The organism is Streptomyces buecherae (genome assembly GCF_014295035.1).
In the GTDB taxonomy this organism is placed as follows: domain Bacteria; phylum Actinomycetota; class Actinomycetes; order Streptomycetales; family Streptomycetaceae; genus Streptomyces; species Streptomyces youssoufiensis.
Window position 1 is genome coordinate 2,404,902 of sequence record NZ_CP060404.1, and the last position, 27,000, is coordinate 2,431,901.

Consider the following 27,000-nt stretch of genomic DNA (forward strand, 5'->3'; position numbering starts at 1 on the left):
ACCAGCTCAGAGCCGTTAAATCGTTGCACACACCCTGTCTCTTAATGCAACGACGACGTTGCATTACGCTCGTGTCACCGCCGACCGACGAGGACACCGATGCCCGGAGAGAGACTCACCCGCCAGGACCGGCGGGAGATCGCCGCAGGACTGCGTGACGGGCTCACGTACGCCGCCGTCGCCCGTCGGCTCGGGCGGTCGACCTCGACCGTCACGCGTGAGGTGATGCGCAACGGCGGGCCCACCGGCTACCTCGCCGACCAGGCGCACCAGGCCAGCCAGCGCCGGAAGCGCCGGGCCCCGGCCACCGTGGCGAGCCCGGCGGCGGGCGGCGTCGATCTCGGTGGCCGCGACCCCCGGATCGTGGCGGAGGTGACCGCGCGCACCACGGAACTGTTCGTACGGACCGGGATGCGGCCGATGGCGGCCAGGGTCCTGGCCGCGCTCCTGACCACCGACAGCGGCAGCCTCTCCTCGGCCGAACTCGTGCGACGCCTGCGGGTCAGCCCCGCCGCCGTCTCCAAGGCCGTCGGCGTCCTGGAGACGATGGGGGTCATCCAGCGCCAACGCGATCCCCACCGCCGCGCCGAGCGCTACGCCATCGGTGACGACGTGTGGTTCCGGGCCGTGATGGCCAGCACGCGCATCGACGCCGAGATCGCCGCCGCGTCCGCGCGCCACGCCCAGGCGCTCGACCCCGCCACCCCGGCCGGTGCCCGCCTCGACAACCTGAGCCAGTTCCTCCACCACGTCAGCGAGGATCTGGTGCGCTCGGCCGAGCACTGGCGCCAGGTCTTCCTCGTCCGCCGGGCCGAGGAGTAGCCACCGCCCGCGCCGGGACGGGCTTCGCGGTCGGGCGGGGGCGAGGCCGGTCGGCGGCGCGGGTCAGGCGAGCTTGAGGAGCAGGGCGCTGAGTTCGTCCGGCATGGTGATCATGCAGTCGTGGCCGGTGGGCAGCGTCCAGACCTGGGCCGGGGTGCCGTTGGGTTGGACCGACGGGACGGGGCGGCGGGTGATGCCCTCCGGCGTGGCGCCGACGTTGTGGATGTGCGTGCGCGGCACCGCGCGGGCGGCCGGGTTGTCCAGGCGCACCGGCTGTCGCAGGCAGCGCACCGGCTGGTCGGAGAGCATGGCGCGCAGCCAGGCCACGTCCGCCGGGTCCGTGACACCGAACAGGCCGAGGGGGGCGGGCGCTTCGGGCGGCGGCGGCACCCGCCAGCCGCTCTCGGACCGCTCGGCGGCCTCGATCAGGTGCCGGGTCACGGGCAGGACGTCGACCGCGGACTCGCCGTCCTCGGGGACCATCGCGTCGAGATAGACCAGGTGCGCGACGCGCTCGGGTATCCGGTTGACGACGGCGGAGACCACCAGCCCCGCGTAGCTGTGGCCGACGAGTACGACGTCGGCCAGGTCCCGCTCGTCGATCAGCCCGACCACGTCGTCGACGTGCGTGTCGAGCCCCACCTCGGGGCCGGCCAGGTGCACCCTGTCGCCGTAGCCGGTCAGGGACGGCGCGAGCACCCGGTGCCCGGCGGCCTCCAGCAGCGGCACCACCCGCTCCCAGCACCGTCCGCTGTGCCAGGCACCGTGCACCAACAGGTATGTGGACATGGCAGGTCAACCCTTCGTCGTACGGGGAGCGGGGCACGGCCACATCCAGGCCGCCGGCTCGCGGTCCTGGTGGTTACCTTTCGTGCCTCGGTACTGTTCGAGTACCGGGAAACATGCTGGTGCACGCGTGCGCCGCGGGCAATAAGGCACATTGAGGTGCCTCGGTTCTCTGGAGGTAACCGTGGACACGACGTCAGAGGGCCAACCGCCGGCGACCGGGCCCGACGACGCGTGCCGGACCCGGGTGGTGCTCCACATCGTCGGGGACAAGTGGTCACTGCTGGTCGTACGCCAGCTCAAGGACGGGCCGCGCCGCTTCACCGAGCTCAAGCGGGCCATCGACGGGATCAGCCAGCGGATGCTCACCGTGAAGCTGCGCAGCCTGGAGCGCGACGGAATCCTGACCCGCACCGTCCACAACGTGATGCCGCCGCACGTCAGTTACGAGCTCACCGAGATGGGCGGCACCCTGCGCGAGGCCACGGCGCCGCTGCTGGAATGGAGCGTCGCGCACCTGTCCCGGATCGACGAGGCCCGCGCCGCGTACGACGCCCGCGCGGACACCCCGCAGGCGCCGTAGCCACCGCGAACACCGCGACGGACAGTCACCACCACGGCGCCGGCGGCGGCCTGGCGGCGGGGCCCGTCGCGTCCGGCCAGCCGAGTGAACGCGGCGCACGGCGGCCCCGCGCGTGCCCCGGGAACGGCGTGCCCACCCGGTAGAAAGAACCAATGCCCCGCACGCCAGCGACGCCGTTAGGTGATCCCATGATCGGCCGTATCCCCGTGTTGGACATCCGCCCGCTCGTTGACTGCGGCAGGCGCCCGGCGAAGGCGGTGGTGGGCGAGACGTTCCAGGTCAGCGCCACGGTCTTCCGCGAGGGGCACGACGCGGTCGGGGCCAACGTGGTGCTGCGCGACCCGGCCGGGCGCTGCGGTCCGTGGACGCCGATGCGCGAGCTGGAGCCCGGCACGGACCGCTGGGGCGCGGACGTCACGCCCGACCGCGAGGGCCGCTGGACCTTCACCATCGAGGCGTGGAGCGACCCGATCGGCACCTGGCGCTCGCACGCCAGGGTCAAGGTGCCGGCCGGCATCGACGCCGAGTTGGTGCTCACCGAGGGTGCGCACCTGCACGAGCGCGCCGCCGCCGACGTACCCAAGAACGCCGGCCGGGAGGCCGTGCTCAGCGCGGTCGACGCGCTGCTCGACGAGGGCCGCCCGGTGGCGGACCGGCTGGCCGCCGCGCTCGCGCCCGAGGTGGTCGCCGCGCTGGACGGGCACCCGCTGCGCGAGCTGGTGACCACCTCGCGCGCGGCGCCGCTCCAGGTGGAGCGGGAGCGCGCGCTGTTCGGCTCCTGGTACGAGATGTTCCCGCGCTCCGAGGGCGCGGTGCTCGCGGACGGGGCGCCACCCGTCAGCGGCACCCTGCGCACCGCCGCCGAGCGGCTGCCGGCCATCGCCGCGATGGGCTTCGACGTGGTGTACCTGCCGCCGATCCACCCCATCGGCACCTCGTTCCGCAAGGGCCCCGACAACGCGCTGACCGCCGGCCCGCACGACGTGGGCTCGCCGTGGGCGATCGGCTCCGCGGACGGCGGGCACGACGCGATCCACCCGGACCTGGGCACCCTGGAGGACTTCGACCACTTCGTCGCCAAGGCGCGCGAGCTGCGCCTTGAGGTGGCCCTCGACTTCGCGCTCCAGTGCTCGCCCGACCACCCGTGGGTGACCAGCCACCCGCAGTGGTTCCACCACCGCGCGGACGGGTCGATCGCGTACGCGGAGAACCCGCCGAAGAAGTACCAGGACATCTACCCCATCGCCTTCGACGCGGACTTCTCCGGCATCGTCCGCGAGACGCTGCGGGTGCTGCGCTGCTGGATGGCGCGCGGGGTGCGGATCTTCCGGGTGGACAACCCGCACACCAAGCCGGTGGTCTTCTGGGAGAAGGTGATCTCCGACATCAACCGCACCGACCCCGGGGTCGTCTTCCTGGCCGAGGCGTTCACCCGGCCGGCGATGATGCGCACCCTGGCGGCGGTCGGCTTCCAGCAGTCGTACACGTACTTCACCTGGCGCACCACCAAGCGGGAGCTGACCGACTACCTCACCGAGCTGACCGGGGACGCCGCCGCCTGCATGCGGCCCAACTTCTTCGTCAACACCCCCGACATCCTGCACGCCTACCTCCAGGAGGGCGGCCGGTCCGCGTTCGAGATCCGCGCCGTCCTCGCGGCGACGCTGTCGCCGTCCTGGGGCATGTACGCCGGGTACGAGCTGTGCGAGGGCACGGCGCTGCGCCCGGGCAGCGAGGAGTACCTGCACTCGGAGAAGTACGAACTGCGTCCGCGCGACTGGGCCGGCGCCGAGCGGGCCGGGGCCACCATCACCCCGCTGATCACCACGCTCAACCGGCTGCGCCGGCACCATCCGGCCCTGCGACAGCTCCGTAACCTGCGCTTCCACCGCACCGACAACGACGCCGTGATCGCCTACTCCAAGCGGGTGCCCGAACGCAGGTCCGAGCCGCCGGCACCGCGGCGACCCGGGGTGCGGCCGGGCGACGAGGCACGACGGCGGGCGGACGCGGCGGGCGGACGCGGCGCGGGCGGGGACTGCGTGCTGACGGTGGTCAACCTCGACCCCCACCACACCCACGAGGCCACGGTGTCGTTGGACATGCCAGAACTCGGCCTCGACTGGCATGAGTCCCTGTCGGTGCGCGACGAGCTCACCGGCACCACCTACCACTGGGGCAGCGACAACTACGTGCGCCTAGAGCCGGGCAGCGGCATCGCGCCCGCGCACGTGTTCTCGCTGCGACCGTCCTCACCGATCGGAGGGTCACCCACACCATGATCGTCAACGAGCCCGTCCAGGACACCTTCGAGGACACGCCCGCCGGGGACCGCCACCCGGACTGGTTCAAACGGGCCGTGTTCTACGAGGTACTGGTCCGCTCCTTCCAGGACAGCAACGGGGACGGCATCGGCGACCTCAGGGGCCTCACCGCCAAGCTCGACTACCTGCAGTGGCTGGGCGTCGACTGCCTGTGGCTGCCGCCGTTCTTCGCCTCGCCGCTGCGCGACGGCGGCTACGACGTGTCCGACTACACCGCCGTGCTCCCCGACTTCGGGGACCTGGCCGACTTCGTCGAGTTCGTGGACGCCGCCCACCAGCGCGGCATGCGCGTGATCATCGACTTCGTGATGAACCACACCAGCGACCAGCACGAGTGGTTCCAACAGTCCCGCAAGGACCCGAACGGGCCCTACGGCGACTTCTACGTCTGGGCCGACGACGACAAGCGGTACCCGGACGCGCGCATCATCTTCGTGGACACCGAGGCGTCCAACTGGACCTTCGACCCGGTGCGCAAGCAGTACTACTGGCACCGCTTCTTCTCGCACCAGCCCGACCTCAACTTCGAGAACCCCGCCGTGCAGGAGGAGGTGATCGCGGCCCTGCGGTTCTGGCTCGACCTGGGCATCGACGGCTTCCGCCTGGACGCGGTGCCGTACCTGTACGCCGAGGAGGGCACCAACTGCGAGAACCTGCCGCGCACGCACGAGCTGCTCAAGCGGGTGCGGGCGGAGATCGACGCGCACTACCCGGACACGGTGCTGCTGGCCGAGGCCAACCAGTGGCCGGAGGACGTCGTGGACTACTTCGGCGACTTCCAGCGCGGCGGCGACGAGTGCCACATGGCCTTCCACTTCCCGGTGATGCCGCGCATCTTCATGGCGGTGCGCCGCGAGTCCCGCTACCCGGTCTCGGAGATCCTCGCCAAAACGCCGGCCATCCCCTCCGGCTGTCAGTGGGGCATCTTCCTGCGCAACCACGACGAACTGACGCTGGAGATGGTCACGGACGAGGAACGTGACTACATGTACGCGGAGTACGCCAAGGACCCGCGGATGCGGGCCAACATCGGCATCCGACGCCGACTCGCCCCGCTGCTCGACAACGATCGCAACCAGATCGAGCTGTTCACCGCCCTGCTGCTGGCCCTGCCGGGGTCGCCGATCCTCTACTACGGCGACGAGATCGGCATGGGCGACAACATCTGGCTGGGCGACCGGGACGCCGTGCGCACGCCGATGCAGTGGACCCCGGACCGCAACGCGGGCTTCTCCTCCTGCGACCCGGGGCGGCTGTTCCTGCCCACGATCATGGACCCGGTCTACGGCTACCAGGTGACCAACGTCGAGGCGGCCATGAGCAGCCCGTCCTCACTGCTGCACTGGACCCGGCGGATGATCGAGATCCGCAAGCAGAACCCGGCCTTCGGGCTCGGGTCCTTCACCGAACTCCCGTCGAGCAACCCGGCCGTCCTGGCGTTCCTGCGCGAGTACGGCGACGACCTGGTGCTGTGCGTGAACAACTTCTCGCGGTTCCCGCAGCCGACGGAGCTGGACCTCCAGGCGTTCAACGGCCGCCACCCGGTCGAGCTGATCGGCGGCGTGCGCTTCCCCGCCATCGGTGAGCTGCCCTACCTGCTCACGCTGGCCGGTCACGGCTTCTACTGGTTCCGGCTGCGGCCCGCCGACGGCGCCGACCGCGCGGACGCCCGCGGCTCCCTCGACCAGGTAGCGGTGGGCTGAGCGACACCGTCGGTCCGGCGCCCCGCCCGTGACGCCGGACCGACATCGCGCGTACTCCCCCCACGCACGGCCCCCTCTCCCCTATACACGCGGGCCCCTCATCGCCGCGCCCGGCGGGCTCGCTCCCCCGGCCCCGCGCCCGGCGCCCACCCCCCTTCGGCGTCCGGCCCCCGCGCCCCCACGCGCGGGCTCTCCCCCGCGTACGACATCACGCGCGCCCGCGACCCGGCGCCGGTGACCCGCGCGTTCCCGCACCGCCATCCCGCACCGGCGCGCCCGGGCGGCTCCCCGAGGTACGTCCACAGCGCGTCGCCGCCCAGAAATTGGAGCAATCCGGGACACTTCGTCCTATCTGTCGTGTGCCCCGGGGAAAGGACGCGACGTCATGTCGGACTCCTCCATGTCCCGGGGGTCACCCCCCACCCCCTCGCCGGCGACGGCGAGCGCCGCGCCGCCTCGCCCCACGGGGCGGGCCGCCGGCCCGCGCGGGGACGGCCCGCGTACCGGCGGCGCGGGCCAGGTCGCGGCGGCGCCGGCCGCCGGCAGCGGCGCCGATGACGGGCTGCTGGCCTCGCTGGCGCCGCTGCTGACCGAGTGGCTGCCACGGCAGCGCTGGTTCGCCGGCAAGGGCCGCCCGATCAGCGGTTTCACCCTGGTCTCTGCGACGGAACTGCTCCCGTGCACGGCGCGCGACGGCGCGGCGGGCCTGCTGCACCTGCTGGTACGGGCCCACCAGGACCCGGACGAGAGCGCCGAGGGCGGAGCCGGCGACGAGGCGGACGGTGACCCGGGCGGCGGCGCGGGCGCCGGCGCGAACGCGGACTCGGGCGCAGGCGCGGGCGACGGGTCGGTGGGGCGCGCCGGCCGGGCCACGGCCGGGGCGGAACGCGCGGAACGCGCGGCGTTGGCGAAACCATCCTCCGCGTCCCGGGCGCGCCGGCGAGGGGCCCCCGAGCCCGCCGACTGCTACCAACTGCTGCTCGGCGTCCTGCCGCCGAACCCGCACGGCGCCGGGCCGCCGCCGGCGAACCGGGCCGCGCGGGCCGAGCCCGGGCCCACCGCCGCGAACGCCGACGCGAACGGGGCGGGCGAGCCGCTCGTGGCGCGGGAGGCGGCGGCGCCGCCACGGCTGGCGCACGCCCTCATCGGCCGGCCCGCCACCGGGCCGCTGGCCGGGGCCCTGCTCTACGAGGCGCTCGCCGACCCGCGCCAGGCAGCCCTGCTCCTCGAACGCCTGCGGCTGCCCGGCACGCTCGGGCCGCTGCGCTTCCGCCGCGCCCCGGGCGCCACCATCGAGGCCGGCCTGACGCCCCGCCCGCTGGCCGCCGAGCAGTCCAACTCCTCGGTTGTGTACGGCGACGCGTACATCCTCAAGGTCTTCCGCAGGATCGCGCCGGGCATCAACCCCGACCTTGAGGTGGCGCTCGCCCTCACCCGGACCGGCTGCCGCCGGGTGCCGCCGCCCACCGCGTGGTTCGAGGCGGCCGGGCCGGGCGCCCCGGCGACGCTCGGGCTGCTCCAGCCCTACCTCGCGGACTGCGCGGACGGCTGGCAGTACGCCCTGGACCAGTTGGCGCGCGGCGCCGACTTCACCGCCGCCGCGCACGCGCTGGGGCAGGCCACCGCCGAGGTGCACCTCGCGCTGGCGCGCTCGCTGCCGACCGCCGAGATCGGCCCCCCGCAGATCGAGCACCTCACGGCCGCCATGTCGCGCCGGCTGGACGCGGCGGCGGGCGCGGTCCCCGCGCTCCGGCCCTTCCGCCGGGCGCTGCGCGGCGCCTACGCCGACCTGGCCGCGCTCGGCGACAGCGGGCGCGCGTGGCCGGCCCAGCGCATCCACGGCGACCTGCACCTCGGGCAGGCGCTGCGCAGCACGCGGGACGGCCGGTGGAGCCTGATCGACTTCGAGGGCGAGCCCGCGAGCCCGCTGGCCGAGCGGCGTCGCCCGCAACCCGTGGTCCGCGACATCGCCGGCATGCTCAGGTCGTTCGACTACGCGGCGGCGGTGGGCGCCGGCGGCGCGCACGGCGGCCCGGAGAGCGCCGCCGGGCCGCGCGAGCCCCGGGAGTGGGCGCGCCGGTCCCGGGCCGCGTACTGCGCCGGGTACGCCGCCGCCTGCGGCCACGACCCGCGCGCGGAGCCGGAGTTGCTGCGCGCGTACGAGACCGACAAGGCCGTCTACGAAGTGCTCTACGAGGCCAGGCACCGGCCGGACTGGCTTCCCGTCCCCCTGTCCGCGATCCGGCGCCTCGCCGGGCCAGCCGCGCGGGACACGGCATGAGCCGGGTCCCGGACGTCCCCTCAGTTCTGGAGGCCCCCACGTGACCGCACGCCCGTCCCCCGAGCCCCCGCCCGCGCGCCCCGCCGGCCCCCGCGACCGGCCCCCGGCCCGGGCGCTGGGGCAGCCGCTCACCCACACGCGGCCGCTGCCCCACCCGACGACGCCGCCCGCCGCCGCGAACGGGCGACCGGGGCCGGGCCAGGCGGCGGCCGACGGCACGGCGCGGGACGCACCGGAGCGGGCACCCGGAGCACCGGATGGCGCCGGGCGGGAGGCCGCGCCACCGCACGAGGCGGCTCCGGAGGGCCAGCGGGACGCGGCCCGGCGGGACAGCGCGCCGGGACAGCGGGCGACGCCCCGGGGCGCGGCGCGGGATGAGACGGCGCGCGGCGTGGTGCTGGCCGCCGCGCCGCTCGCGGGGGACGAGCGGCGGCGGCTGTTGGACGGCACGCACCACGACCCGCACGCGCTGCTCGGGGCGCACCCGGAGCCGGGCGGGGTGCGGTTCCGGGTGCTGCGGCCCTTCGCCCGCTCGGTCGCGGTGGTGGCCCCCGGGCTGCGCGCGCCGCTGCGCTCCGAGGGGGACGGCCTGTTCTCGGGCGTGCTGCCGCTGCGCGAGGTCCCGGAGTACCGGCTGCTCGTCTCGTACGACACGGACGGCGACGCGGGGACTGGCGAGGACGGCGGGGGTGGCGGGGGTGGCGAGCGTGAGACGCACGATCCGTACCGCTTCCTGCCCGCGCTCGGCGAGTTGGACCTGCACCTGATCGGCGAGGGGCGGCACGAGGAGCTGTGGCACGCGCTGGGCGCGTGGCCGATGGTCCACCAGGGGGTGACCGGGACCCGGTTCACGGTGTGGGCGCCGAACGCGCTCGGCGTGCGGGTGGTCGGGGACTTCTGCTGCTGGGACGGGACCGCGTATCCGATGCGGTCGCTGGGGGCCAGCGGGGTGTGGGAGCTGTTCCTGCCGGGCGTCGGCGAGGGGGCGCTGTACAAGTTCGACATCGCCCGGCCCGACGGCTCGCACACGGTGCGCGCCGATCCGATGGCGCGCCGCACCGAGTGCCCGCCCGCCACGGCGTCGATCGTGCACGCCTCGCACCACCGCTGGCACGACCAGGCGTGGCTGGCGGGCCGGGCCGGGCGGGAGGTGACCGAGTCGCCGTTCTCGGTCTACGAGGTGCACCTCCCCTCGTGGCGCCCCGGGCTCGGCTACCGGGAGCTGGCCGACCAGCTCCCCGCGTACGTCAAGGACCTCGGGTTCACGCACGTGGAGTTCATGCCGGTCGCCGAGCACCCGTTCGGCGGCTCGTGGGGCTACCAGGTGACCGGCTTCTACGCGCCCACGGCCAGGCTCGGCACCCCGGACGACTTCAAGCACCTGGTGGACGCGCTGCACCGGGCCGGCATCGGGGTGCTCGTGGACTGGGTGCCGGCGCACTTCCCGCGCGACGACTGGGCGCTCGCGGAGTTCGACGGCCGGCCGCTGTACGAGCACGGCGACCCGGCGCGGGCGGCGCACCCGGACTGGGGCACGCTGGTCTTCGACTACGGGCGGCGCGAGGTGCGCAACTTCCTGGTGGCCAACGCGGTGTACTGGTGCGAGGAGTTCCACGTCGACGGGTTGCGGGTGGACGCCGTGGCCTCGATGCTCTACCTCGACTACTCGCGGGACTCGGGCGCCTGGTCGCCGAACGCGTACGGCGGTCGGGAGGACCTGGACGCGGTGGCGTTCCTCCAGGAGATGAACGCCACGGTCTACCGCCGCTGCCCGGGCGTGGTGACCATCGCCGAGGAGTCCACCGCCTGGGACGGCGTGACGCGGGCGACCCACCACGTGGGCCCCGGCGGCTTCGGCGGGCTCGGGTTCGGGCTGAAGTGGAACATGGGCTGGATGCACGACTCGCTGGGGTACGTGGCGCACGACCCGGTGCACCGCAGGTACCACCACCACGAGATGACGTTCTCGATGGTGTACGCGTACTCGGAGAACTACGTGCTGCCCATCTCGCACGACGAGGTGGTGCACGGCAAGCGCGCGCTGGTCTCCAAGATGCCGGGCGACTGGTGGCAGCAGCGCGCCAACCACCGCGCCTACCTGGGCTTCATGTGGGCCCACCCGGGCAAGCAACTCCTGTTCATGGGCCAGGAGTTCGCGCAGGGAGCGGAGTGGTCGCAGGAGCACGGGCCCGACTGGTGGCTGCTCGACCCCTCGTACGAGGCCGAGCCCGACCACCGCGGCGTGCGGGACCTGGTGCGCGACCTCAACACGGTCTACGCGGCCACGCCCGCGCTGTGGCAGCGGGACAGCGCGCCGGAGGGGTTCGCCTGGATCGACGGGGACGCGGCGCAGGACAACGTGTTCGCCTTCTCCCGGCACGCGGCGGACGGCACGCCGCTGGTGTGCGTGAGCAACATGTCGCCGGTGGTGCGGCACGAGTACCGGATCGGCGTGTCGGACGAGGTGCCGGCCTGGGTGGAGGTGCTGAACACGGACGCGGAGCGGTACGGCGGCAGCGGCGTCGGCAACCCGGACCCGCTCAAGGCCGAGCCGTACGGCTGGCACGGCCGGCCGGCGTCCGTCGTGCCGGTGCTGCCCCCGCTGTCGACGATCTGGCTGCGGCCGGCGTAGCGCCACCGGGCCCGCCGGTACGGGGCGCGCCGCCGGCGGCGCGCCCCGTGCCCCGGCAGAGCGCCGCCCCGTCCCGGAGGAGCGGGACGGGGCGGCGGATGGGGCGAGATGGGGTGAGGTCTCGCCCCGCGACATGGCCTCCTGGTGTACGCCTGCCCCGCCAGCGGGCGTCCCAGTCCAACCCGGTGACCGTGGGGATCTCCGGTCGGGCGGCCAGGCTTCTGGCGACCGGCCCGGCGGGCCTCAGACCTTGGCCGCCTCCTTGCCGTCCGCGTCGGCGGCGGTCGAGCCGGCGGCGTCCTGCTTGGCCAGGGCGACCCGCTCGGCGGGCCCGTCCGCGATCTCGTCGTCCTCGGGCCCGTGGCCGTGGCCGTCGTTGAGCAGCGTGCGCTCGTCGAACGGGAGCCGCCCGTGCAGCACCTCGCGCATCCGGTCCCGGTCGATCTCCTTGGTCCAGGTGCCGACGAGGACGGTGGCCACCGCGTTCCCGGCGAAGTTCGTCAGCGCCCGCGCCTCGCTCATGAAGCGGTCGATGCCGACGATCAGCCCGACGCCGTCCACCAGCTCCGGCCGGTGCGACTGGAGGCCACCGGCGAGCGTCGCGAGGCCGGCCCCGGTGACGCCCGCGGCCCCCTTGGACGCCACGATCATGAACAGCAGCAGCGAGATCTGCTGTCCGACGGAGAGCGGGTCACCCATCGCCTCGGCGATGAACAGCGAGGCCATCGTCAGGTAGATGGCGGTGCCGTCGAGGTTGAAGGAGTAGCCGGTGGGGACGGTGATGCCGACCACCGGCTTGCTGACCCCGGCGTGCTCCATCTTCGCGATCAGCCGCGGCAGCGCCGACTCGGACGAGGAGGTGGACAGGATCAGCAGGAACTCCCGCGCCAGGTACTTCAGCAGCAGGAACAAGTTCACGCCCGCCACCAGGCGCAGGATCGTGCCGAGCACGACGACCACGAAGATCAGACAGGTGACGTAGAAGCCGACCATGATGACCGCCAGCGAGCGCAGCGCGTCGGTGCCGGTCTCGCCGACCACCGCCGCGATGGCGCCGAAGGCGCCCACCGGGGCCGCCCACATGATCATCGCGAGCACCCGGAAGACGAGCCGCTGCACGTGCCCGATGCCGCGCAGGACGGGCTCGCCCGCCTTGCCCATGGCCTGTAGGGCGAAGCCGACCAGCAGGGCGATCAGCAGGGTCTGGAGCACCTCGCCCTCGGTGAAGGCGGAGAGCATGCTCGTCGGGATGATGCCGAGCAGGAACTCCTCGGTCGACTCGCTGGCGCCCTCGGCCTGGCCCTGGCCGACCTTGGCCGCCTCGGTGGTCAGGTGCAGCCCGCTGCCCGGCTCCAGGATGTTGCCGACCAGCAGGCCGATGGCGAGCGCCACGGTGGACATCAGCAGGAAGTAGCCGAGCGCGAGCCCGCCGACCGCGCCCACCTTGGCGGCCTTGCGGACCGACCCCACGCCGAGCACGATCGTGCAGAAGATGATCGGCGAGATCATCATCTTGATCAGGTTCACGAAGCCGGTGCCGACCGGCTTCAGCTCCACGGCGAAGTCGGGCGCCGCGAAGCCCAGCGTGATGCCGAGGAGCACGGCCACGATCACGAAAATGTAGAGATAGTGAGTCTTGTCCCGCTTCGCCGGCCCCGGCGTCCCCGGTCCCGACGCCTTCGTTCCCGGTGTCGTCCCGGGGCCTTCCCCGGTCACCTGTCCCGCCCGTCGCGATGTCGAGCCGGAGTCGGGGGGCGTGTCTCCCGGCTCCGACGGCGAGGTCTGCGCAGCCACGGCTGCCTCCTTCGGTCGTGCATTGCTGCTCGGCAGGGCTGAGAGCTGCGTGGGTACGGCCCAGCCACCGCTGCTGAGGGCATCCGGCCCGGCCGCGCCATGGGGGTACGCGCGGCTCACGTGCGGGATGTCCCGGCGACTATGCACCAGGCTGTGACGGCGGTCACCCTTCCGTACATTACGTTCACGCCAGGGGCAGCGTGCACACTGAGCCGATGCGCATCCCCCGTCCTCGCAGCCTCGCTGGCCAGCTCTTCGCCATGCAGGTCGTGCTGGTCGCCGCCGTGGTCGCCGGGTGCGCCGTCTTCACCTACGTCACGGCCAAGGGCGAGGCACAGGAGGCCGCGCGGCGCCAGGCGTTGACCGCGGCCACCACCATCGCCAACTCCCCCGCCGTCGTCGAGGCCGCCCGATCGCCCGATCCGACGGCGGTGCTCCAGCCGTACGCGGAGCGGGTGCGGCTGGACTCCGGCGTCGCGTTCGTCACGATCATGAACCCGCGCGGCGTCCGCTGGACGCACCCCGAACCCGGCCGGATCGGCGAGAAGTTCCTCGGCCACACCGGGCCCGCGCTGCGCGGCGAGGTGTTCTCCGAGACGTACACCGGCACCCTGGGCCCCTCCGTGCGCGTCGTCGCCCCGGTGCGCGAGGGCGGCGGAACGGACGGTCCTGGACCGGTGGTCGCGCTGGTCAGCGCCGGGATCACGATCAAGGAGATCACCGAGCAGGAGCGGCGCCAGGTGCTCGCCCTCACCGGCGTGGCGCTGGCCGCGCTGGTGCTCGGCGGGCTCGGTACCTACGTCATCAACGCGCGGCTGCGCCGGCACACACACGGCATGAACGCGAACGAGCTGAGCCAGATGCACGACTACCACCAGGCCACGCTGCAAGCGGTGCGCGAGGGCCTGGTGATGCTGGACGGGCAGCGCCGGATCGCGCTCATCAACGACGGCGGGCGCGAACTCCTCGGCCTCCCCCGCCCGGACACCGCCGCCACGACCGGCCCGTCCGAGGCCGCCCCCGCCCTCGACGCGCGCGGCGGCCGGCGCGGCGCGCCGCCCGTCGGCCGGCACGTGGGCGAACTCGGCCTGCCCCCACCGCTGACCGCCGCGCTGCTCGACCCCAGGCCCCGGGTGGACGAGCTGCACCTGACCGCCGACCGGGTCCTGATCGTCAACACCGCGCCGGTGAGCAGCAACGGCCGGCGCGGCTCCGTGGTGACCCTGCGCGACCACACCGAACTCCAGGCACTCTCCGGCGAACTGGACTCGGTACGCGGCTTCGCCGAGGCGCTGCGCTCGCAAGCCCACGAGGCGGCCAACCGGCTGCACGCCGTGGTCTCCCTCATCGAACTCGGCCGGGCCGACGAGGCCGTCGAGTTCGCCACCGCCGAGCTGCGACTCGCCCAGGCGCTCACCGACCAGGTGGTGGGCGCGGTGGCCGAGCCGGTGCTCGCCGCGCTGCTGCTCGGCAAGGCGGCCCAGGCCAGCGAGCACGCGGTGGACTTCGAGCTGACGCCCGACAGCCACATCGACGACGGGCTGCTGCCGGCCAGCCTGCCGGCCCGGGACCTGGTGACCATCCTGGGCAACCTGGTGGACAACGCCATCGACGCGGCGGGCGGCCAGACCGCCCCGTCTACGCGGGGCGGCTCGGGCCGCCGCTCCGGGGCGCCCGTGGACGGGCGACGGGGGCGGGTCACGGTGACGGTGCGGGCGCGGGACGACGAGCTGACGCTGCGGGTCGGGGACAACGGCCCCGGCGTCGGCCCGGGCGCGGCCGAGGAGATCTTCCAGCGGGGTTGGAGCACCAAGGCCGTGCCCGGCCACGGGCTCGGCCTGGCCATCGTGCGCCAGACGGTGCACCGCAACGGCGGCACCATCACGTTGGGCCGCTCCCCACGGGGCGGCGCCGAGTTCACTGTCCGGCTGCCTCTGCGCGGCACGGACGAGGCCCCCGTCGACGCCGGGCCCCGGCCCGCCACCCCCGCGCCCAGCACGGACGGGCGCACCACGGACGGGCCCGGCACGGACGGGCGCACTACGGACAGGCGCACCACCGACGGGCCCGGCACGGGCCGGGCCGCCGCCGGTGACACGGCCGGCGGTGGACCCGGTAGCGGGCCCGGCGACACGACCGGCGGCGAGCCCGGTGGCGGGGTCTCGTGAGCGCCATGGAGAACGGTCCCGCGCCGGCCGACGGGCCGATCCGCGTGCTCGTCGTGGAGGACGACGCCCTGGCGGCGGACGCGCACGCCCTCTACGTCGGCCGGGTGCCAGGCTTCACCGTCGTCGGCACCGTGCACTCCGCCGCGCAGGCGCGCCGCGCGCTGGAGCGCACCGCCGTGGACCTGCTGCTGCTCGACCTCTACCTGCCCGACGGGCACGGGCTGCGGCTGCTGCGCACGCTGCGGGCGACCGGGCACGGCGTGGACGTCATCGCGGTGACCTCGGCGCGCGACCTGGCCGTCGTCCGGGAGGGCGTCTCGCTCGGGGTGGTCCAGTACGTGCTGAAGCCGTTCACGTTCGCCACCCTGCGGGAGCGGCTGACCCGGTACGCGGCGTTCCGGGCGACGGTGACCGTGGGCGAGGCCAGCGGCCAGGCCGAGGTGGACCGGGCGCTGGCCGCGCTGCGCGCGCCGCAGGCGCCGGCCGAGCTGCCCAAGGGCCTGACGGCGGCGACGTTGCAGGCGGTCACCGAGGTACTGCGCGCGGCCAGCGCCGGCATCTCGGCCAACGCCACGGCGGAGGCGCTCGGCATCTCGCGGATCACCGCCCGGCGCTACCTGGAGCACCTGGTGGACACCGGGCGCGCGGCGCGCACCCCGCAGTACGGGGCCGTCGGCCGGCCCGAACTCTCCTACCGCTGGGTCTCCCCCGCCGTCCCGTGACGGCGTCGGCACCCCGCCACCCGCCGACGGCGGCATTCCGCCAGGGCCGGCAGCGGAGCCGGGCCCGGGGCGACGGGGCCAGGCCGCCGCGCCCGGCGCCTGACGTTCCGTTTCGCCCACCGGCGGCCGGTGAGCACACGGGAGCGCACGTGGTTGGGCCGGGAGGTAAACAGGAAGCTTTCCTAACCATCGTCTTGTGGCGCCCCGCGCCCGCTCGCTAGCGTTCGCCTCCCCAACTCCCGTCCCAGGATGGAGGCATGACGTGGCAATGGTGAGGAACCGTAGATCGCTCGCCCTGCTGACCGTCGCCGCCCTCGCCGGTGGCGGCGGATTCTGGCTCGCCGGCGTGCCCGGCAGTCAGGCCGCGGACGCCGCCCCCGCCCCCTCGGTGGCCGCCGTCGCCGACGGCCCGCGCGCCCAGGCCACTCCCGCCATCCCGTTCGGCAGTCACTCCTTCTCGTACGCGGACGGCGCCCTCAAGCCCTCCGGCAGCCAGAAGGACAACGACGCCAAGGTGCTGGCCTTCTACCAGAAGTGGAAGGCCAACTTCATCAAGCAGAACTGCGGCAACGGCTGGTACCAGGTGTACTCCCCCGACGCCGACCACGACTACGTCGGCGAGGCGCAGGGCTACGGCATGGTCATCACCGCGACCATGGCCGGGGCCGACGCCGACGCGCGGAAGATCTTCGACGGCATCCTGAAGTACGTCCTCGACCACCCCTCGTCGATCAACAAGGACCTGCACGCCGCCGAGCAGAACGCGAGCTGCAAGAGCGTCAACGGCTCGGACTCGGCGACCGACGGCGACCTGGACATCGCCTACGGGCTGCTCCTCGCCGACCGGCAGTGGGGCAGCTCCGGCACGTACGACTACAAGGCGCTGGCCGTCAAGCGGATCAACGCGATCAAGAAGAGCGAGGTGCACAGCGGCACCAAGCTCACCAAGCTCGGCGACTGGTCGTCCGGCGACTACGACCAGGTCTCCCGCACCTCGGACTGGATGCCGGGCCACTTCAAGGCGTTCAGGAAGGCGACCGGCGACGGCACCTGGGACGCGGTGCGGAACAAGACGCAGCAGGTCACCGCCGACCTCCAGGCCAAGCACGCGGCCAAGACCGGGCTGCTGCCGGACTTCGTGGAGAACACCACCTCCACGCCGCGCCCCCCGGCCGAGCAGGTGCTTGAGGACCCGCACGACGGGGACTACCACTGGAACGCCTGCCGCGACCCGTGGCGCCTTGGCACCGACGCCGCGCAGACCGGCGACGCGGCCTCCAAGAAGGCGGCGGTCAAGCTCAGTTCGTGGTCCAGGTCGAAGGCCGGCGGCAACCCGTCCAAGCTGGTCAACGGCTACCGGCTGAACGGCACGGCGTACGGCGACGGCAACGACGCCGCGTTCTTCGCGCCGTTCGCGGTCGCGGCGATGAACGACGCCGACGGCCAGGCGTGGCTCGACGCGCTGTGGAAGAAGATGGTCGCCACCGCGCCCGGCTCCGACGACTACTTCTCCGCCAGCATCCAGCTCCAGTCGATGCTGGTCGTCACGCACAACTTCTGGACCCCCTGACGCCCCGTCCGCGCTCCCACGGCCCGGCACCCCCCGCGGTGCCGGGCCGCTCGCGTGCCCGGGCGGCGCGCCGCACTGCGCCGTACCGGTGGTCCGGGGCATGAGGGGAGGTCGGAGTCATTGACCGACGCTCGGAGTTGATCGTACGGTCACCGGGCAGTCACAGCCGCGTCCCGTCGGCGCCTCCTGCGCGCCGCGGTGCGCTGTGCCCAAGGAGGCCGTGCCCGTGCGCCCCACCGCCCCGCTCATCCTCGCTGCCACCCTCGCCGTCGCGGCCACCTCGCTCACCGGCTGTGGCGCGTTCGGCACCGACCCCAACACCCTCAAGATCGTCTACCTGCGCAACACGGACAACAAGGTCCGGCACATGGACGCCTACCTGTCGCGGGTCAAGGACGAGTTCGAGCGCGCCCACCCGGGCAAGAAGGTCAAGCTCATCCCCATCCAGGCGGCGCAGCCCGACTACTGGGTGAAGATCCAGCAGATGATGCGCTCGGCGAAGACCACGCCCGACGTGGTGTACGAGGACACGTTCATCATCAACTCCGACGTCGCCAGCGGCTACTTACGCCCCCTCGACCGCTACCTGGAACGCTGGCGCGACTGGGACCAGTTCCTCCCGCAGGCCAAAACCGCCGCCCGGGCCGAGGACGGCAGGACGTACGGGGTGCCGTTGGGCACCGACACCCGGGCCCTGTGGTTCAACAAGAAGCTGTTCGCCAAGGCCGGGCTGCCCACCGACTGGCAGCCCCGGAGCTGGGACGAGCTGCTGAGCACCGCCCGCACGCTGAAGAAGCGGCTCCCCGGCGTCACCCCGCTCAACGTCTACACCGGCAAGGGCCCGGGCGAGGCGTCGGTGATGCAGGGCTTCGAGATGCTGCTCTACGGCACCGGCGCCGACCCCCTCTACGACCCGGGGGCCAGGAAGTGGGTCGCCGGTGGCCAGGGGTTCGAGGACGCGCTGACCTTCCTCGACACGGTCTACGGCGAGGGGCTCGGCCCGCACCCGTCGGACGCGGTGGACCCCAACGTCCCCACCCGGGTGGCCACCGAACTCCTCCCGGAGCGGAAGGTCGCCATCGCCCTGGACGGCTCCTGGATGGGCCAGTTCTGGATCAAGACCGGTGGCCGCCCCTGGCCCGCGTGGTCGAAGGAGCTGGGCCGGGCCCCGATGCCCACCCAGTACGGCCAGCCACCCGGCAAGGTCAGCATGTCCGGCGGCTGGACCTGGGCGATCCCCGCCAAGTCGCAGAAGCCCGACCTGGCGTGGAAGCTCGTCGAGACGTTGCAGAGCCAGCCGAACGCGGTCGAGTGGTCGCTACGGGACGCGCAGATCGCCGTACGCGCCGACGTCGCCTCCGACCGCCGCTACCGCACCTCGATGCCCGGCATCGAGTTCTTCACCGGCCTGGTCCGGCACACCCACTACCGGCCCGCGCTCCCGGTCTACCCGCGGGTCTCCTCGGCCATCGGCGAGGCCATGGAGGCCGTCACCACCAGCGACACCTCGCCCGCCGCGGCGGCCAGGGACTACGACGAGGAGCTGGACTCGATCACCGACGGCAAGGTGGTGAACCGCGACCGATGACCACCACCCTCGCCTCCCGGCCCCCCTCCCCCAAGCCGAGCCACCCACCCACCCGTGGCCGGCGGCGCCGCCCGCTGCGCTGGCTGCCGCTCACCCCGGCCACCGCGCTGCTGCTGCTCTTCCTCGGCGGGCCCATCGTCTACTGCGTCGCCATCGCCTTCACCGACATGCAGTTGACCGGCTCGTCCTCGACGAGCTTCGTGGGCCTGGACAACTTCCGACACGCCTTCGAGGACGAGGACTTCCGCAACGCCGTCGTCCTCACCCTCGTCTTCACCGTGCTGTCCTCGCTGGTCGGCCAGAACACGCTCGGCCTCGGCCTCGCCCTGCTGATGCGGCGCGCGTCCGGGCCGGTGCGCACGCTGGTCGGCTCGCTGACCATCGCGGCCTGGGTGGTCCCGGAGATCGTCGCCGGCTTCCTGCTGTACGCGTTCTTCCGCGACGAGGGCACCCTGAACGCCGTGCTCGACTGGGCCCACCTGCCGTCCCAGGACTGGCTGTACAGCGCGCCCATCATCGCCGTGTCGCTGGCCAACGTGTGGCGCGGCACGGCGTTCTCGATGCTCATCTACTCCGCCGCGCTCGCCGAGATCCCCCGGGAGATCACCGAGGCCGCCGAGGTGGACGGGGCGGGCGGCTGGCGCCGCCTGTGGCACATCACGCTGCCGATGATCCGCCGCTCCATCGGCACCAACCTCATGCTCAACACGCTGCAAACGCTCTCGGTCTTCGGCCTGATCTGGGCCATGACGCGCGGCGGCCCCGGCAACCGCAGCCAGACGCTGCCGGTGTTCATGTACGACCAGGCGTTCCTGAAGGCCCTCATCGGCTACGGCACGGCCGTCGCCCTCCTGCTGCTGCTCATCGGGGCCCTGTTCGCCGCCGTCTACCTGCGCCTGCTCCGTACGGAGGTATGAGCACCGTGACGTCGCCCAGCCTGCCCGCCCCGTCCGCGCCCGCAGCCGGCCAGGTGGCCGCGCCCCGCGCCCCGTCACCCCGCGCGGCCCGCCGCACCCCGACCGAACGGCGCCGGACGCGCCGGCGCGCCGGCGTCGACCTCGTGCTGCTCGCCGTCGCCGCGCTGTTCGCGCTGCCCCTGGTGTGGCTGCTGCTCGCCTCGATCGACGCGGAGGCCGACCTGCGGGTCGGGGCGCCCTCGCCCGCGACGACGGAGAACTTCGAGGCGGTGTGGAACGAGGAGATCACCTTCCGCCCGATGCTGAACAGCCTGCTGCTGTGCGGCGGGGCCACGCTGCTGACCGTGGTGTGCGCGGCGCTGGCCGCCTACCCGCTCTCCCGCTACCGCTCCCGGCTGGTCCGCCCGTACCTGCTGACCGTGCTGTTCACCACCTGCCTGCCGGTCACCGCGATCATGGTCCCGGTCTACGGCCTGTACGTACAGGTCGAGCTGATCGACAGCCTTTTCGGCACGGCGCTCTTCCTGGCCGCCACCCAACTCCCGTTCGCTATCTGGCTGATGAAGAACTTCATGGACGGCGTGCCCGTCGCCCTGGAGGAGGCCGCCTGGACGGACGGCGCCTCCTGGTACCAGGCGCTGGCGCGGATCATCCTGCCGCTGATGGGCCCGGGCCTGACGGTCGTGACGATCTACAGCTTCATCATGATGTGGGGGAACTTCTTCGTCCCCTTCATGCTGCTGCTCACCCCCGACCAACTACCGGCCTCCGTCACCCTGTTCACCTTCTTCGGCAGCCGCGACTCCGTCGTCTACGGCCAGTTGGCCGCGTTCTCGCTGCTCTACTCGACGCCGGTGATCCTGCTGTACGTGTTGATCGCGCGCCGCCTCGGCGGCGGGTTCGCGCTCGGCGGGGCGGTCAAGGGGTAGGCCCGGACCGGGCGCGCACCGCCCCGCCGGGGCGGTGTCGGGCGGGTGGGTCCGGTGGTGTGCGGTGTCGGGTCAGGCGCCTCGTTGGGTGGCGGCCCTGCGCTGCCGCTTGCCCAGCGGCGCCTGGGAGAGGTCCTCGGCCTGCGTCCTGAGGTTGCGGTAGCCGTAGCCGCGCTGGTCGAGCCAGGCCCGCGCGCGCTCCTCGGCGCGCTCGGTCGCCGTCAGGATGTCCTCCTCGGCCTCGCCGGTGTCCGCGAAGCGGAAGGTGAAGGCGGACCGCGCGGCCAGGTCGTAGCTGAGGTGGCCCTCGGCGGTGAACGACGCCCGCAGGACGTCGTGCTCCGCGGCCCGCGCCAACAGCTCGGCCCGCTGCTCGTCGCTGAGCCCGTCGAAGACGCCACGGACCATGATGCGGAAGGTTCGAGTGGTCATCGCGCGAGCCTAACCAGTGGGCCCGGCCCGGCTCCACCGGCTTTCGGCCGGCCGCCGGGGGCACGCGGGGGCGGGTGGCGGCTGCCGCCGGGCGCCGCTACCGGGGGCGGGTGGCGGGCCGCCGGCGCAGCGTCGCGGCGGCGAGGTCGCGCCGACCTGCCCGGCGTCGTGGAGACGATCGAGGTCCATCGCGGCAAGCCCGGCCCGCACGTCCTCGACCACCAGGGACAGGGGGCGCCCCGACAGCCCCGGACTCGTCGCGGCCCGCGCTCCACCCCCACTCCTTGACTTGAACCATGGGTGAAGTTCTACGTTCACCGAACCCGCTCTCCACGGCGGGTCGGCCCGCGCCGTGTGGCGGGGCCGGGCGGACCTCCCGAAGGGGCAGTGAACAGCCATGACGATTCTGGTGACCGGAGCGACCGGCAACGTGGGCCGCGCGGTGGTCGAGCAACTCGTCGAGCGGGGGCACCGGGTACGGGCGCTGAGCCGCGACCCCGGGCGGGCCGCGCTGCCGGCCGGCGTCGAGGTGGTGGGCGGCGACCTCGCCGAGCCCGGGACCCTGGACGCGGCGTTCGAGGGCCTGAGCGCGGTGCACCTCATGACGTACAACGCCGACCAGGGGGCGCTGACCACCGGGCCCGAACTCGCCAAGCTGGTGGAGCGGTCCGGGGCGCGGCGGGTCTCGGTGCTGTGGAGCGGTTCCGAGGGCAGCGTGGAGCGGGCGCTTGAGGCCGGCCCCACGCCGTGGACCTTCGTCCAGCCGGGCGAGTTCATGTCCAACGCGCTGACCTGGGCGGACTCCATCCGTACCGAGGGCGTGGTGCGCGAGCCGTTCGCGCGGGCGCGCAACGCCTCGGTCCACGAGGGCGACGTCGCGGCGGTGGCCGTGCACGCGCTCACCGAGGACGGCCACGCCGGCCGGCGCTACGTCCTCAGCGGCCCCGAGGCGCTGACCGTCCCGCAGAAGGTCGCGGTGCTGGGCGCGGCGCTCGGGCGCGAACTGCGCTACGTCGAACTGACCGAGGAGCAGGCGCGCGAGCGGTGGCGGGAGTCGGGGGCGTCGCCGGAGGCCGTCGACATGCTGGCGGAGTGGCACCGCGACCCGCCGCCCGAGGGGTACACGGTGGTGTCGACGGTGCGGGAGGTCACCGGCCGCCCCGCGCGGAGCTTCGCCGACTGGGCGGCCGAGCGCGCCGACCGCTTCCGCTGACCGGCGCGCCGCGCCCGCGAGGCCGGTGGCGCGCGCCGGCGCCCGGCGCCCGGGCGCGCCACCCGCCGCTGGCCCCGCTGACGGGCCCCCCTCCGTCGCCGCGCCGGACGCCCAACGGGGCTCGCCGAACCAGCGAAAGAGAAGACGTTCTCAGGAGTCGGACCAACTGAGCGAGAAGGCTGGAGCGCTGCTCTCCGCGGGCGCGATGCCGGTGACACTGCGCGCGGAGACCAGCCCGTCGCCAGCATCGGCGACAGAACCGCTACCGTCGACTCGGCAGACGACGCGGTACTCCTCCACCTGGCACGATCCCACCCTCGCCTGGTTGCTGGCCTTGACCAGGCCGAACGATGTGCCCTCGCTCGTCACGAAGTGCGCACCGCCCAGAGCGCGCGCCACCAACAGGAACGAGCCACTGTAGTCGCAAGGGCCCTGGCCGCAGATCACCCTCAGGGACAACGACACCTTGTCGCCCGGCGACACCGGTGGATTGCCCGGCAGCCGCCAGTCAGCCGCCGCGAACGCCTGCCCCTGCGACACCGTCAGCGCCGCGGCGCACACCAGCGCCACCACGGCGGGCCTGCGTCCCGCGGCTTTCCTCAACCGAAACACGACTGCCTCCTCTGACCGGAAGCCCCCAAACGGGAGTTGGAGCCAGCAGAGCGCGTGTCGCCGGACACTCGTAGAGCACAGACGCCTCTTCACCTGTACGAGTGTGACGCGCTCATGTGTCCCCATAGCTGGAAAGCCTGCCCCCGACTACCTCTGACGGTGCCCGCTGCCCCCGCGCCGCGCCTACCGCGCCAGCCGTCATCGCACGCCGCTGGCGCCGTCGGCGTCGCGCGGGGTCCCTGGGGTGCGGTACTGGATGCGGGAGGCCGGGTGGTCGGGTGACTGCTCGTCGAGCGGGACGATGCCGTACCGCGCCACGCAGTCGGGACACGACCACACGGTGCCGCCGGGGCCGGAGTTGACCTCGATCACCGCCACCGCGATGGCCCGCTCGGTGGGGCCCCGATGGGTGTTGCACCAGCTCGATCGTGCGCTCATGGTTCTCCTCGGCCGCGTTCGTCCAGGAAGGAGGACGCGAAACCGGGCGCCCGGGTGCCAGCCTTACGGGCCCGGATGCGGAAGTCCGGGCAGCCGTGGCACGCCGCTGCTACGCGGGCGCGTGCCGGAGCACGGCCAGGTACTCGTGGTGCTGGTGGAGGAGTTCGCGCGTCACGGTGGACGGTGCCGCGGGGGCACCCGGCGGACCGATCGACCGGCCACCGACGACGACGTCCGCGAGTTCGAGGCCGGTCCCGGCGAGCAACAGCGCCAGGTCGGCGGGGGTGTAGCAGCGCAGGGTCTGGCTGAACTCGCGCCCGGGCTCGGTGGCCGAACGCCAGGTGTCGGTCGCGGCGCAGGTGACGGGGTCGAACCGGGTCCGCTCGTACAACTCGTGGTCGTAGCCGGCCTCCGGGTCCGGCAGCAGGTGCTCCTCGTCGCCGTCCCAGCCGGCCCAGACGAACGGGTTGAACACGTCGACCAGCGCCACCCCGGCGGGGGCCAGCCAGTGGTCGGCGATGCGGTGCAGCAGCCGCCGCTGATCGGCGTCGGCGCCGATGCCGAAGCCGTTCCAGTAGGTGACGGCGTCGAAGCGGCCGTCGAGGCGCACGGCGTGGAAGTCCGCCTTGTGGAACGTCAGCGAGCCGGCCCCGAGGCCAGTCGCGAGCCCTGCCGCGTGGTCGGCGCGGTCGCTGAGTTCGACGGCCGTCACGGCGTAGCCGGCGCGCGCGGTGGCCACGGCCGTGGCCCCGTAACCGGCGCCCAGCTCCAGCACCCGCCGCACGCCGGGCCCTGCGTGCGAGCGCAGCGCCTCGACGCGCGACGCGTCCCGCTCCGTCACCCTGGCATCCGCCCGGGCCCACCAGGCGCCGGTCACCGAGTAGAACTCGCGCACCTTATCCATGCCCCGGAGCCAAGCACACGCGCACCGCCGCCCCAACGCCTTTTCGCCCCGGCGGCACCCGGGGTGGGCGGCGCGGCCGGCCCGAACGGCGCTGGCGGGTCCGGCGGCGCGCACCCGCGCGACCTCCCCAGCGGCCTCCCGCGCGGCCTCGCCGGGCCGCCCTCACGGCGTCGTCGGCGCCGCGCAACCGTGCGAGGCCGCCGAGCGCCTGGCGAACTCCGCCAGCGCCCGCCGCTCGTACGCCGGGGCTCCGCTCAACTCCCGCTCCCGCCCCCGATCCCGGCCCCGGCCCCGGCCCCGGTCCCGGTCCGTGAGCGTGCCCTCGACCTTCTCGGCCGGGTACGACGGGCGTTGCCGGGCCTCGCCGCACTCCGCGAGGCCCCACCAGAACCGGAGCCGCGGCACCTCCGAGCGGCCCGCGCGCTCCCTGTCGAAGTGCGGCGCCTCGGGTCCGATGCCGCTCCCGTTCTCCACGACGTACCGCGACTCATCTCGCCCCCGTCGTCGCGGGCCGCCTCCTCGTACGGGCGGCGCGGCCGGCGGGGCGTCAATTCACCGCACCGGCGGACGCCGCGGCGCCGGGCTCGGGGGTGGCTGGCCGCTCGGCGGCGGGTGGCGTGCGGTAGGCGCGCAGGGGGGCGTTGGCCAGGGACACGGCGGCGACCGCCAGCGCGGCGGACACCCCGCCGATGACCAGGGAGCAGGGGGCGGAGCTGACCGACGCCACCAGGCCGCCACGGAAGTTGCCGAGTTCGGGGCCCGCGACGCCGATGACGTGTTCCACCGACGAGACCCGCCCCCGGTACGCGTCCGGGGTCTCGCGCTGGATCAGGGCGCCACGGGTGACGACGGACACGGTGTCGGCCGCGCCCGCCACCGCCAGGCAGCCGAGCGCCAGCCACAGCGGCCCCGCCAGGCCGAAACAGGCCAGCGCCAGGCCCCACAGGCCGGCCGCGGACAACTGCACCAGGCCGGCGCGGCGCCAGCGCGTCACCGTTCCGGAGAGCAGGCCGGCCGCGATCCCGCCGACCGCGACGGCCGAGAGGAACAGCCCGAGGGTCCGTGGGTCGCCCCCGAAGCGCGCCTCGTTGACCAGCGGGAAGAGCGCGACGGGCATGGCGAGCAGCGTCGCGGACAGGTCGGTGGCCAGCGCGCCCCACAGCGGCGGGCGCCGCAGCACGACCCGCCACCCACCGCGCTTCGCCCGCGGCCTGCCGCCGGCCACGCCGGCGCCCTCGGGCCGGGTGACGGGCAGGCGGCGCACCGCGAGCGCCGCGACCGCCATGGCCAGGGCCTGGGCGGCATACGCGGCGTAAACGCCCCAGCGGGCGATGACCAGCCCGGCCAGCGCGGGCCCGGCCAACATCGCCACCTGGAAGGAGACGTTGGTCAGCGCGAGGCCGGCCGCGACCTGATCGGCCGGCAGCAGCCGGACGGGGAACGCGCGCCGGGCGGGCGCGCCGAGCGCGCCGCAGCTCGCGCCCACGGCGACCAGGGCGAGCAGCAGCACCACGCTCCGGTTGCCGGCCAGGGCCTGGGCGCACAGCCCCGCGGCGGCCAGCAGTTGACCCACGGTGGTGGCGCGCACCACCGCGCGGCGGTCGACGGTGTCGGCCAACAGGCCGCCGAGCAGCCCGAACAGCACCAGCGGCAGGCCGGTGGCGAATCCGATGGCGCCGGTGGCCACGGGGCTGCCGGTCAGGTCCCAGACCTGGGCCAGCACCGCCACGCTGGCCATCTGTCCGCCGAGTTGCGAGACCGAGGTGCCGATCCACAGGGCGCGGAACGACCCACCGCTCCGCAGCGGTCGGGTGTCGAGCAGCCGGACGCGAACCCGCCGACTCATTGGGATGGCTCGACGAGATGGTGGAGGACCCGCTGCCGCATCGACCGCCGCTCCAGCGCCCGCCGCACCTCCTCGACCACGGCGGTCATCGCGTACGGCACCTCGCCGTCCAACTCGGCGACCGTCGCGTGGGTGGCGCGCCACTCCGCCTCCAGGAACGGCACCAGCGACCGGCCGCGCTCGGTCAGGTCGATCCGCCGGGTGCGGGCGTCGGGCCCCGGCTCCGAGGTGACCAGGCCCTCCCTGCGCAGGGCGGCGACGGTCTGACTGACCGCCGAGTGCGAGCGGTCCAGGGAGCGCGCCAGTTCCCGGATGGTCAGCGGCCCGGTGTGGGCGAGCCGGATCAGCGGATACGCGAACCGAGGCCGCACCCCCTCGATGCCGCGCTCGACGTAGACCTGCTCGATCTCGGCGTCCATGGCGGCCAACAGCTCACGCAGCGCGTGCCAGGGATCGGGTACGGCGGTGGGGTCGGAAGATGTCACAGCGCTAATATAACAGCGCTGCGACATTCCCGTCCGCCCGCTCGGACGGCGACCGCCGACGGCGGGGGCGCCGGACCCGCCCGACGGCCGCGACACCACCCCCGCGCCGGGAGGCACCCCGCCCACCGGCACTGACGGCCCCTCGACGCGGGCCGCGCCCCGCTCCTCCCCGGCCCCAACGCCCTGACCCACCACACCCGTTGGGCGCTACGGGACGACTCCGGCCACGGGTGCGGCGGAGGCGGGCCCAT

General features: G+C 73.9%; 22 protein-coding genes. 13 read left to right on the forward strand and 9 right to left on the reverse strand.

Features of this window, described 5'->3' with window-relative positions; all coding sequences use genetic code 11:
• Window positions 1-99: 99 nt before the first annotated feature.
• Window positions 100-822 carry a GbsR/MarR family transcriptional regulator gene (locus H7H31_RS08785; RefSeq protein ID WP_187064495.1) on the forward strand — a complete coding sequence of 241 codons (723 nt, stop codon included), beginning with the start codon at window positions 100-102 and terminating at the stop codon, window positions 820-822.
• 63 nt (window positions 823-885) lie between these two features.
• Here the strand turns inward: H7H31_RS08785 and H7H31_RS08790 are convergent, their stop codons facing one another.
• Entirely contained in the window at window positions 886-1,611 is a 726-nt protein-coding gene (locus H7H31_RS08790; RefSeq protein ID WP_187064496.1) for an alpha/beta hydrolase, read from the reverse strand.
• A gap of 181 nt (window positions 1,612-1,792) precedes the next feature.
• On the opposite strand from H7H31_RS08790, the gene H7H31_RS08795 reads away from it, so the two are divergent.
• From H7H31_RS08795 to glgB, 5 genes are all read left to right on the forward strand, one after another.
• Window positions 1,793-2,191: a winged helix-turn-helix transcriptional regulator gene (locus H7H31_RS08795; RefSeq protein ID WP_187064497.1), complete on the forward strand. Its 399-nt coding sequence runs from the start codon at window positions 1,793-1,795 to the stop codon at window positions 2,189-2,191.
• 188 nt (window positions 2,192-2,379) lie between these two features.
• Window positions 2,380-4,473 carry an alpha-1,4-glucan--maltose-1-phosphate maltosyltransferase gene (locus H7H31_RS08800; protein WP_187064498.1) on the forward strand — a complete coding sequence of 698 codons (2,094 nt, stop codon included), beginning with the start codon at window positions 2,380-2,382 and terminating at the stop codon, window positions 4,471-4,473.
• The gene (gene treS, locus H7H31_RS08805) at window positions 4,470-6,218 is read left to right on the forward strand and encodes a maltose alpha-D-glucosyltransferase (RefSeq protein WP_187064499.1); all 1,749 of its coding nucleotides are present in this window, start codon (window positions 4,470-4,472) and stop codon (window positions 6,216-6,218) included. The genes H7H31_RS08800 and treS overlap by 4 nt, the downstream gene beginning before the upstream one ends.
• Window positions 6,219-6,603: 385 nt before the next feature.
• A complete protein-coding gene (locus tag H7H31_RS08815; protein ID WP_232109748.1) occupies window positions 6,604-8,499 on the forward strand; it encodes a maltokinase N-terminal cap-like domain-containing protein in 1,896 nt (631 codons plus the stop codon).
• Window positions 8,500-8,539: 40 nt separating this feature from the next.
• Window positions 8,540-11,131: a 1,4-alpha-glucan branching enzyme gene (gene glgB, locus H7H31_RS08820; protein WP_408647972.1), complete on the forward strand. Its 2,592-nt coding sequence runs from the start codon at window positions 8,540-8,542 to the stop codon at window positions 11,129-11,131.
• Window positions 11,132-11,374: 243 nt separating this feature from the next.
• On the opposite strand, the gene H7H31_RS08825 is transcribed toward glgB, so the two are convergent.
• On the reverse strand, window positions 11,375-12,739 hold the full coding sequence (locus H7H31_RS08825) for a cation:dicarboxylate symporter family transporter (protein ID WP_408647973.1): 1,365 nt from the start codon (window positions 12,737-12,739) through the stop codon (window positions 11,375-11,377).
• Window positions 12,740-13,140: 401 nt separating this feature from the next.
• Between H7H31_RS08825 and H7H31_RS08830 the strand changes: the two genes are divergently transcribed.
• The 6 genes from H7H31_RS08830 to H7H31_RS08855 all read left to right on the forward strand — a co-directional run bounded on the left by H7H31_RS08830 (window position 13,141) and on the right by H7H31_RS08855 (window position 20,819).
• On the forward strand, window positions 13,141-15,093 hold the full coding sequence (locus H7H31_RS08830; protein WP_187062465.1) for a sensor histidine kinase: 1,953 nt from the start codon (window positions 13,141-13,143) through the stop codon (window positions 15,091-15,093).
• A gap of 5 nt (window positions 15,094-15,098) precedes the next feature.
• On the forward strand, window positions 15,099-15,815 hold the full coding sequence (locus H7H31_RS08835; RefSeq protein ID WP_187062466.1) for a response regulator: 717 nt from the start codon (window positions 15,099-15,101) through the stop codon (window positions 15,813-15,815).
• 268 nt (window positions 15,816-16,083) lie between these two features.
• A complete protein-coding gene (locus H7H31_RS08840; RefSeq protein ID WP_187062477.1) occupies window positions 16,084-17,385 on the forward strand; it encodes a glycosyl hydrolase family 8 in 1,302 nt (433 codons plus the stop codon).
• A gap of 226 nt (window positions 17,386-17,611) precedes the next feature.
• Complete coding sequence (locus H7H31_RS08845) at window positions 17,612-18,973, forward strand: extracellular solute-binding protein (protein WP_187062467.1); 1,362 nt, start codon at window positions 17,612-17,614, stop codon at window positions 18,971-18,973.
• Entirely contained in the window at window positions 18,970-19,890 is a 921-nt protein-coding gene (locus tag H7H31_RS08850; RefSeq protein ID WP_187062468.1) for a carbohydrate ABC transporter permease, read from the forward strand. Before H7H31_RS08845 ends, H7H31_RS08850 begins: the two co-directional genes overlap by 4 nt.
• Complete coding sequence (locus H7H31_RS08855) at window positions 19,887-20,819, forward strand: carbohydrate ABC transporter permease (RefSeq protein ID WP_187062469.1); 933 nt, start codon at window positions 19,887-19,889, stop codon at window positions 20,817-20,819. The genes H7H31_RS08850 and H7H31_RS08855 overlap by 4 nt, the downstream gene beginning before the upstream one ends.
• Window positions 20,820-20,891: 72 nt before the next feature.
• On the opposite strand, the gene H7H31_RS08860 is transcribed toward H7H31_RS08855, so the two are convergent.
• On the reverse strand, window positions 20,892-21,251 hold the full coding sequence (locus H7H31_RS08860; protein WP_187062470.1) for a DUF6204 family protein: 360 nt from the start codon (window positions 21,249-21,251) through the stop codon (window positions 20,892-20,894).
• A 397-nt stretch (window positions 21,252-21,648) separates the two neighbouring features.
• On the opposite strand from H7H31_RS08860, the gene H7H31_RS08865 reads away from it, so the two are divergent.
• Entirely contained in the window at window positions 21,649-22,464 is an 816-nt protein-coding gene (locus tag H7H31_RS08865; protein WP_187062471.1) for an NmrA family NAD(P)-binding protein, read from the forward strand.
• A gap of 150 nt (window positions 22,465-22,614) precedes the next feature.
• On the opposite strand, the gene H7H31_RS08870 is transcribed toward H7H31_RS08865, so the two are convergent.
• From H7H31_RS08870 to H7H31_RS08895, 6 genes are all read right to left on the reverse strand, one after another.
• Window positions 22,615-23,076: a hypothetical protein gene (locus tag H7H31_RS08870; protein WP_187117852.1), complete on the reverse strand. Its 462-nt coding sequence runs from the start codon at window positions 23,074-23,076 to the stop codon at window positions 22,615-22,617.
• Window positions 23,077-23,274: 198 nt separating this feature from the next.
• Complete coding sequence (locus H7H31_RS08875; RefSeq protein ID WP_187062473.1) at window positions 23,275-23,514, reverse strand: hypothetical protein; 240 nt, start codon at window positions 23,512-23,514, stop codon at window positions 23,275-23,277.
• Window positions 23,515-23,623: 109 nt separating this feature from the next.
• A complete protein-coding gene (locus H7H31_RS08880; RefSeq protein WP_187062474.1) occupies window positions 23,624-24,418 on the reverse strand; it encodes a class I SAM-dependent methyltransferase in 795 nt (264 codons plus the stop codon).
• A 162-nt stretch (window positions 24,419-24,580) separates the two neighbouring features.
• Window positions 24,581-24,892, reverse strand: coding sequence for a hypothetical protein (locus H7H31_RS08885; RefSeq protein ID WP_187117853.1), 312 nt, complete (start codon window positions 24,890-24,892; stop codon window positions 24,581-24,583).
• A gap of 73 nt (window positions 24,893-24,965) precedes the next feature.
• Window positions 24,966-26,264, reverse strand: coding sequence for an MFS transporter (locus H7H31_RS08890; RefSeq protein WP_187062411.1), 1,299 nt, complete (start codon window positions 26,262-26,264; stop codon window positions 24,966-24,968).
• Window positions 26,261-26,749, reverse strand: coding sequence for a MarR family winged helix-turn-helix transcriptional regulator (locus H7H31_RS08895; protein ID WP_232109749.1), 489 nt, complete (start codon window positions 26,747-26,749; stop codon window positions 26,261-26,263). The genes H7H31_RS08890 and H7H31_RS08895 overlap by 4 nt, the downstream gene beginning before the upstream one ends.
• Window positions 26,750-27,000 lie beyond the last annotated feature (251 nt).

What these genes read in the sequence shown, in the direction of transcription:
- H7H31_RS08835 (WP_187062466.1), top strand. Translation starts at nt 15,099, where the DNA reads ATGGAGAACGGTCCCGCGCCGGCCGACGGGCCGATCCGCGTGCTCGTC.
- H7H31_RS08865 (WP_187062471.1), top strand. Translation starts at nt 21,649, where the DNA reads ATGACGATTCTGGTGACCGGAGCGACCGGCAACGTGGGCCGCGCGGTG.
- H7H31_RS08860 (WP_187062470.1), bottom strand. Translation starts at nt 21,251, where the DNA reads ATGACCACTCGAACCTTCCGCATCATGGTCCGTGGCGTCTTCGACGGG.
- H7H31_RS08880 (WP_187062474.1), bottom strand. Translation starts at nt 24,418, where the DNA reads ATGGATAAGGTGCGCGAGTTCTACTCGGTGACCGGCGCCTGGTGGGCC.
- H7H31_RS08875 (WP_187062473.1), bottom strand. Translation starts at nt 23,514, where the DNA reads ATGAGCGCACGATCGAGCTGGTGCAACACCCATCGGGGCCCCACCGAG.
- H7H31_RS08815 (WP_232109748.1), top strand. Translation starts at nt 6,604, where the DNA reads ATGTCGGACTCCTCCATGTCCCGGGGGTCACCCCCCACCCCCTCGCCG.
- H7H31_RS08850 (WP_187062468.1), top strand. Translation starts at nt 18,970, where the DNA reads ATGACCACCACCCTCGCCTCCCGGCCCCCCTCCCCCAAGCCGAGCCAC.
- H7H31_RS08790 (WP_187064496.1), bottom strand. Translation starts at nt 1,611, where the DNA reads ATGTCCACATACCTGTTGGTGCACGGTGCCTGGCACAGCGGACGGTGC.
- H7H31_RS08890 (WP_187062411.1), bottom strand. Translation starts at nt 26,264, where the DNA reads ATGAGTCGGCGGGTTCGCGTCCGGCTGCTCGACACCCGACCGCTGCGG.
- H7H31_RS08855 (WP_187062469.1), top strand. Translation starts at nt 19,887, where the DNA reads ATGAGCACCGTGACGTCGCCCAGCCTGCCCGCCCCGTCCGCGCCCGCA.
- H7H31_RS08800 (WP_187064498.1), top strand. Translation starts at nt 2,380, where the DNA reads ATGATCGGCCGTATCCCCGTGTTGGACATCCGCCCGCTCGTTGACTGC.
- H7H31_RS08785 (WP_187064495.1), top strand. Translation starts at nt 100, where the DNA reads ATGCCCGGAGAGAGACTCACCCGCCAGGACCGGCGGGAGATCGCCGCA.
- H7H31_RS08830 (WP_187062465.1), top strand. Translation starts at nt 13,141, where the DNA reads ATGCGCATCCCCCGTCCTCGCAGCCTCGCTGGCCAGCTCTTCGCCATG.
- H7H31_RS08840 (WP_187062477.1), top strand. Translation starts at nt 16,084, where the DNA reads ATGGTGAGGAACCGTAGATCGCTCGCCCTGCTGACCGTCGCCGCCCTC.
- treS (WP_187064499.1), top strand. Translation starts at nt 4,470, where the DNA reads ATGATCGTCAACGAGCCCGTCCAGGACACCTTCGAGGACACGCCCGCC.